Consider the following 6,760-nt stretch of genomic DNA (forward strand, 5'->3'; position numbering starts at 1 on the left):
CATCAGCGAAAGGATTAGCAGCTGCAAAAGTAGTGGATGCAGCGCCTACTACCAGAGCGGTAGTCAAAGCGGATACGAGAGTCTTTTTCATAATAAGAAGTATATGGTGGATAAATAAAAGCAGTTGCAGGAAAAAAAAGAAATGTGTTGAAATATAAATATGGTATCTTATGTACACAAATATGACAAAGGAAGAAGTTTTCAATGAGTAATTATGGTATTTTGAAGAAGCTTACAAAGTCTACGGGAGCGCTGTTGGTGGCCGGTATGTTGTTGACTCACCCGGTGGCCTTTGCAGATAATACGGCAAATCCTGATAAAGTGAAGCAGCTGTTTACGGAAAGTGTTGAGCATATGCGGGCCAGGGAATATGATAAAGCATTGTCATGCCTGGATAAGGCCATTGAGCTGGATTCGACCAAGGCAGCTCTGTTCGGTCAGCGGGGAACCGTTTATCTTAACCAGCAGCGGTTTGAAGAAGCAATCGTGGATTTTACCAAAGTCATCGAGTTGGCCCCAAATCACGCCCAGGCCTATGGCCTGCGGGCTTTGGCCTATGGCAGCACTGGCGAGACTATTGATGCTATGCGGGATTTGACCAAGGCTATTGAGTTGGAGCCGGCCAATCCGGTATTTTACTATCGCAGGGCTATGACCTATGAAATGCTGAAGGGTGACGATTATGCCCTGGAGGATTATAATAAGGCCATTTCCCTGAAAAACAATGATGTGATGTATTTCTACAAGCGGTGTATGCTTTTTATGCGACAGAAAAAGCATGCCGAGGCTATGGGGGATATTAACACGGCCTTGGGCTTTGAGCCATCCAACAAAACTTTTTTGTCCATCCGGGCTTTTCTCTATACCCAGAGTCATGACACAGAACATGCCATTGCTGATTATGAGCAGGTGGTAAAATATGATCCGGCGGATTATGGCGCTTTGGACAATCTAGGGGTGCTGTATGCCGATAAGAAGGATTTTGCTACCGCCAATAAATATTTTGACATGAGTCTGGCTGTTAATGATCGGCATCCGGAGGTGTATAACGGCAAAGGGTATATAGAATTTTTACAGGGAAACAATGATGCAGCTATCGCCCTTTACCAAAAAGCCTTGGAGTGTAATAATGAGTTTTCTGATGCATATTACAATCTGGCCCAGTGTTACGAGGTTGCCAAGGATGATGCAAAGCTTCTGGAGGCTTATGAGAAATTTTTGCGGTATGCGGCCTACAATGATTATGATCGGGTAGAGCAGGCCCAAAAACGGGTTGCGGAGCTGTCCAGATAAGAGTTACAGCCAATCGGCTGCAAGAGAGATGTGGTGATGACAATGACTGAACGAACGGTAATGCTCATCGTAGATGATGTGGAGATTAACAGAGCCATTTTGTCACAGTTTTTCCAGAATGAGTACGAGATTTTGGAGGCGTCCAATGGTGAGGAGGCCTTGGAAATTTTGGAAAGCCGCAATGTGGACATCATGCTGCTGGATTTGATGATGCCTGTAATGAACGGTATGGAGGTGCTGGGAGTATTGCATAAAAATCCCCGGTTCAGTCATATTCCGGTTATTGTCACTACTTCGCAGGATGTGGTAAATAGTGAGGTGCAGGCGTTGGAAAATGGCGCCGCTGATTACATTACCAAGCCATATAACCCGATTATTGTTAAAATCCGGGTGAGAAATGTTATGGCCCGACTGGAAAATGAATGGCGGAAGGTTCGTCAGAAGGCCCAGGCGGATAAGATTTCCGAAATGCAGAATATCATTGAGATTGACCAGCTGACGGGATTGTATAATCACCAGACAATTATGACCAAGGCTTCCAAGATGGTGCAGGAAAACCGGTCGGTGCGGTACTGCATTGTGTATTTGGACATAAGTTGCTTTAAGGTTATTAACGAAATGTTCAATATGGAAACCGGTGATATGATACTAAAGACTGCAGCGGCTTATTTTAAAACAGTGGCAGGCCGCAGGGGACTGGCTGCCCGTTTGTCAGCGGACCAGTTTGCCCTGTGTGTGCCGGAGGATACGCTGGATATGGAGCTGGTGATTCAGGGGTTGGATGCAGTGATGCGCTCCCTGGCTGTATATCGGAGTATTATGTTTTATGCCGGAGTATTTGTGGTGGACAATGTCTATCTGTCGGTAAATAAAATGCTGGACCGGGCCCACATGGCCATGAACACGGTAAAGGGCAATTACAACAAACGGTATGCTTATTATGATGAAGAGCTTCGCACCAGTCTGATGGAGGAGCAAATGCTGGTCCGGGACATGGAAGGGGCCATGGACAACAATAATTTTTGCATTTATCTTCAGCCTATCTATAATACCGATACCAACAAAATTGTTTCGGCGGAGACGCTTATTCGGTGGCATCACCCACAAAAAGGCTTGATGAGTCCAAGTAAATTCATTCATGTTTTTGAAAAAAATGGATTTGTTACTCGGCTGGACCGCTTTGCCTGGGGGGCTGCCTGCCGCTTTTTGAGCCGGCAGCGTGATAATGGACTTGAGGTGGTGCCAATATCCGTCAATGTATCCCGGATAAATATGTATGACCAGAGCTTTGTGGACTATATGCAATCCCTTTTGGCAAAATACGACTTGGAGCCGTGGATGTTGCGGATAGAGATAACGGAATCTGCCTATATGGATAATCCGGCCCAGCTGGTCAAGGTGTTGAAAAAACTCAAAAATGCCGGATTTACGGTATTGATGGATGATTTTGGCAGCGGATATTCTTCTTTGAATATTTTAAAGGATCTGGCTGTAGATGTATTAAAGCTGGATATGAAGTTTATTCAAAATTTTGAGAGATCCAGCCGGGCGTCCATTATAATGGAGAGCGTGGTTCAGATGGCGCATAATTTGGGAATTGATACCGTGGTGGAAGGGGTAGAGACGGAGACACAGGTGGAGTTTTTGAAAGAAATTGGCTGTAATGTGGTGCAGGGATATTATTATGCCAAGCCAATGAGTACAGAGGATTGCTTGGAACTGTTAATAAATGAACAATAAAAAAATAGAGGGACGCCGAAGCGTCCCTCTTTTTTGTTGTCATTTGACTGGAAATCAGTTGGTGATGTCGTATACGAATACTTCGGAGATTTCCTTGTTTGTCATAACCAGGATAGAAGCCCTTAACCATACCGAGAACGATACGGGAACCACGGTTGTAGTGGAGCAGGAACTGTCTCTTCTTCTTATCAAAGGTCAGACCCTCGATTTCGCCCTGGAAAGTAACATCATCGAAAGTTCTCTCAAGAACTACAGGAGCGTTGGAAGCACCTGGGCTGATGTCTACACGATAAAGATGATCTGGCTCTTTCTCATCAGCGGTACCATCATCAGCAGTCAGATAGAAGGAACCCTCAAAGTAAGCCATACCCTGTACCCACTGAGGTGGAGCCTGGATGTGTACCTTGCGGAGATACTTACCGGTCTTCAGATCATATTCATACAGATAACGGCCGGACTCTTCGCCTACCCAAGAGCACATCCACACGGTCTGGGTATCTGGGTTAACTGCGATACCGGAGCACTCTTCCTGGCCAGAGGTTGGCTCGAATGGGAAGGTTCTCTTCAGCTTCAGGCTATCGCCATCATGAATAGCAATCTGGATGTCTTTACCAACACCATCCATGAAGTTCTCAGCGCCTACATAGATTTCATTCTGGTAAACATCGATATCACCAATGTGGTTGGATGGAATCTTGTAACCATCGAATGGAGTCTTGTTAATCTTTACCTGATTCCAATGTCTGTCATATTTGGCAAGAGTCTTGGAACCGGAAACCCAGAAATAGTCACCCTCAGAAGCAACACCCTGACGGCCCTCTACCTGATGAGCAGTAACGAGCTTATAGGTGTTCTTTGGCAGCATCTGCTTCCAGTTATCCTCTGGTCTGTCAGCCAGTGGAGACAAGCCGGACATACCAACAACAGAGCTTGTGGTAGCAGCCAATGCAGTTGCGGAGATGCTTAATGCCAAACCGCATACTGCAGCGAGCAAAGCCTTTTTCTTCATAAAAATACCCCTCCAAAAAATAAAATAATATAATCCTCGATGTTCCTGAATTGTTTTGTGAATTTTTGTTCGCAAAACACGGAACAACTTTTACACAGCTTATAATTCACTATAAACTCCAAAAATCCTTCTTTATTTTCAAAAAATTTGGAAAAAATTATAATAATATTAAAAAAATAATTGTTATTTATAATTAAATTGGTTAATGATAAATAATTTTAGAATTTTCTATAATAGATATGGGAAAAAATATAAATTAGCGGTATAATATATAACGATAGTTAGGTATTTTCTTACTTTTCGGGGTAAAAAATAATTGGGAGGACAGATAAAATGAACATTCATGAGTATCAGAGCAAGCAGGTCCTGAAGTCCTTTGGTGTTAATGTACCTAGAGGAATACCGGCGTTTACTGTTGATGAAGCGGTAAAGGCAGCTGAGGAGCTGGGCTCAAAGGTAACCGTGGTAAAGGCACAAATTCATGCCGGTGGTCGTGGAAAGGCCGGCGGTGTAAAGATTGCCAAGAACCTGGACGAGGTAAAGGCGTATGCTACCGAGCTGTTGGGCAAGGTTTTGGTAACACACCAGACTGGCCCTGATGGCAAAAAGGTTAATCGTCTCCTTATAGAGGAAGGTTCCAACATTGAAAAGGAATATTATCTCAGCTTCGTAAACGATCGGTCTACTGCCAAGGTGGTTATGATTGGTTCCGAGGAAGGCGGTATGGAGATTGAAAAGGTAGCGGCTGAGGCTCCGGAAAAGATTATCAAGGAGTACATTGACCCGGCTATTGGTTTGGCACCATTTCAGGCTACCCGTATGGCCTACAAGATGAATTTTAAACCAGAGGCCATCAAGAAGGCGTCGGCAATTATGATTAAGCTTTATGCAGCCTTTATGGGTAAGGACTGCAGCCAGGTAGAAATCAATCCGCTGGTTGTTACGGCAGAGAATGATGTGATTTGCCTTGATGCTAAGCTGAATTTTGATGACAGCGGTCTGTTCCGTCATCCGGATATCGTGGAGCTGCGGGATGAAACTGAGGAAGACCCTAAGGAGCTGTGGGCATCCAATGAGGGCCTGAACTATGTTAACCTGGGTGGCGATGTGGCATGTATGGTTAATGGTGCTGGCTTGGCTATGGCTACAGTAGATATTTTGAAGTATTACGGCGGTGAGCCGGCAAACTTCCTGGATGTAGGCGGCAGCTCTACTCCGGAAAAAATCGCCACTGCTTTTGAGATTATGCTTGATGGTGGTCAGGCAAAGGGCATTTTTGTAAATATTTTTGGCGGCATCAACAAGTGTGATGTTATTGCCGAAGGCATCCAGAAGGCAGCTCAGATTATTGCTGAGAAGACCGGTCAGGATGGTATCCCGGTTCCTGTAGTGGTTCGACTGGAAGGTACCAATGTTGAGCGTGGTCGTCAGATTTTGACAGAGCATCCTGTTAAGAATGTATTTATGGCTCCTACGATGGAGGGCGGCGCTCAGGATATTGTAAAACGGGTCGAAGAAGCTAAGAAGAACTAAGGAGGTCTGCTGAAATGGGTGTTTTATTAAATAAAGATACAAAGGTAATTGTTCAGGGTATAACTGGTAAGACAGCAGCCTTCCATACCAAGCAGATGCTGGATTATGGTACAAAGATTGTGGCTGGTGTTACACCAGGCAAGGCTGGCCAGACTGTTGAGGGCGTTCCTGTATTTGATACTGTAGAGGATGCCGTAAAGGCTACTGGCGCAACTGCTTCAGTTATTTTCGTTCCGGCACGGTTTGCCGCTGATTCCATTATGGAGGGCGTTGAAGCTGGGTTGGATTTAGTAGTGTGCATCACTGAGCATGTTCCGGTACAGGATATGATCAAGGTTCGTCGTTATATGGAAGGGAAGAAAACCCGCCTGATTGGTCCAAACTGTCCTGGTATTTTGACGGTTGATGAGGCAAAGCTGGGTATTATTCCCGGCTATATCCATAAGAAGGGTCATGTAGGGGTTATTTCCCGTTCCGGAACCTTGACTTATGAGGCAACCTTCCAGCTGTCCAATGCCGGTATCGGCCAGACTACTGCCATCGGTATTGGCGGAGACCCAATCAAGGGGACTGACTTTATCGATGCATTGAAACTCTTTAATGAAGATGATGAAACCAAGGCAATTATGATGATTGGTGAAATCGGCGGCACAGCTGAGGAAGAAGCTGCCCAGTGGATCAAGGAAAATATGAAAAAGCCGGTTATTGCGTTCATTTCCGGTGTGCAGGCGCCTCCGGGCAAACGCATGGGTCATGCAGGCGCTATCATCGCTGGCGGCAAGGGTACGGCAGCGGATAAGATTAAGGCTTTGAATGCGGTAGGAATTCCTGTAGCCGAGACGGTGGCTACCATGGGCGAAACTGTGGTTAAGAAGCTGAAGGAAGCCGGTATTTATGATGAGTGCCATACCTGCTAATTTTATTATGAATTAGGAATGCACAGCTGGAAATTACGAGTGTGGATTCTTAGTTAGCATCAGTTGAAAACGGAGCTGAGAGGATTATAAATGATTCTCTTGGTTCCGTTTTTGTATTAGTTAAAACCTTTATAACGAGCTTTAGGATGTCCCCCACCTCTTTAGGTGTGGGAAAACAAACTACAACAGCTGGCGAGCATATCTCCCAGCTCGTTGAAACGCTAATTGGAAGATTTTTCTTCTAAAGAAGAAAAATTTGAACAATGGC

At 45.0% G+C, this 6,760-nt stretch carries 4 protein-coding genes; all 4 read left to right on the plus strand.

Translation table 11 applies throughout. From position 1 onward, the window contains the following. The first annotated feature begins 204 nt into the window (after positions 1-204). Positions 205-1,293 (plus strand): tetratricopeptide repeat protein, encoded by a 1,089-nt coding sequence (locus QZV24_RS10100; protein ID WP_294523464.1) that lies wholly within the window; start codon positions 205-207, stop codon positions 1,291-1,293. A gap of 42 nt (positions 1,294-1,335) precedes the next feature. Further along, the gene (locus QZV24_RS10105) at positions 1,336-3,033 is read left to right on the plus strand and encodes a bifunctional diguanylate cyclase/phosphodiesterase (protein ID WP_294523466.1); all 1,698 of its coding nucleotides are present in this window, start codon (positions 1,336-1,338) and stop codon (positions 3,031-3,033) included. Positions 3,034-4,375: 1,342 nt separating this feature from the next. Then, positions 4,376-5,575 (plus strand): ADP-forming succinate--CoA ligase subunit beta, encoded by a 1,200-nt coding sequence (gene sucC, locus QZV24_RS10110; protein ID WP_290656018.1) that lies wholly within the window; start codon positions 4,376-4,378, stop codon positions 5,573-5,575. A 14-nt stretch (positions 5,576-5,589) separates the two neighbouring features. Further along, positions 5,590-6,492: a succinate--CoA ligase subunit alpha gene (gene sucD / locus QZV24_RS10115; RefSeq protein ID WP_290656016.1), complete on the plus strand. Its 903-nt coding sequence runs from the start codon at positions 5,590-5,592 to the stop codon at positions 6,490-6,492. The last annotated feature ends 268 nt before the right edge of the window (positions 6,493-6,760 follow it).

It is taken from the genome of uncultured Anaerovibrio sp., assembly GCA_902786545.1.
Lineage (GTDB): Bacteria > Bacillota > Negativicutes > Selenomonadales > Selenomonadaceae > Anaerovibrio.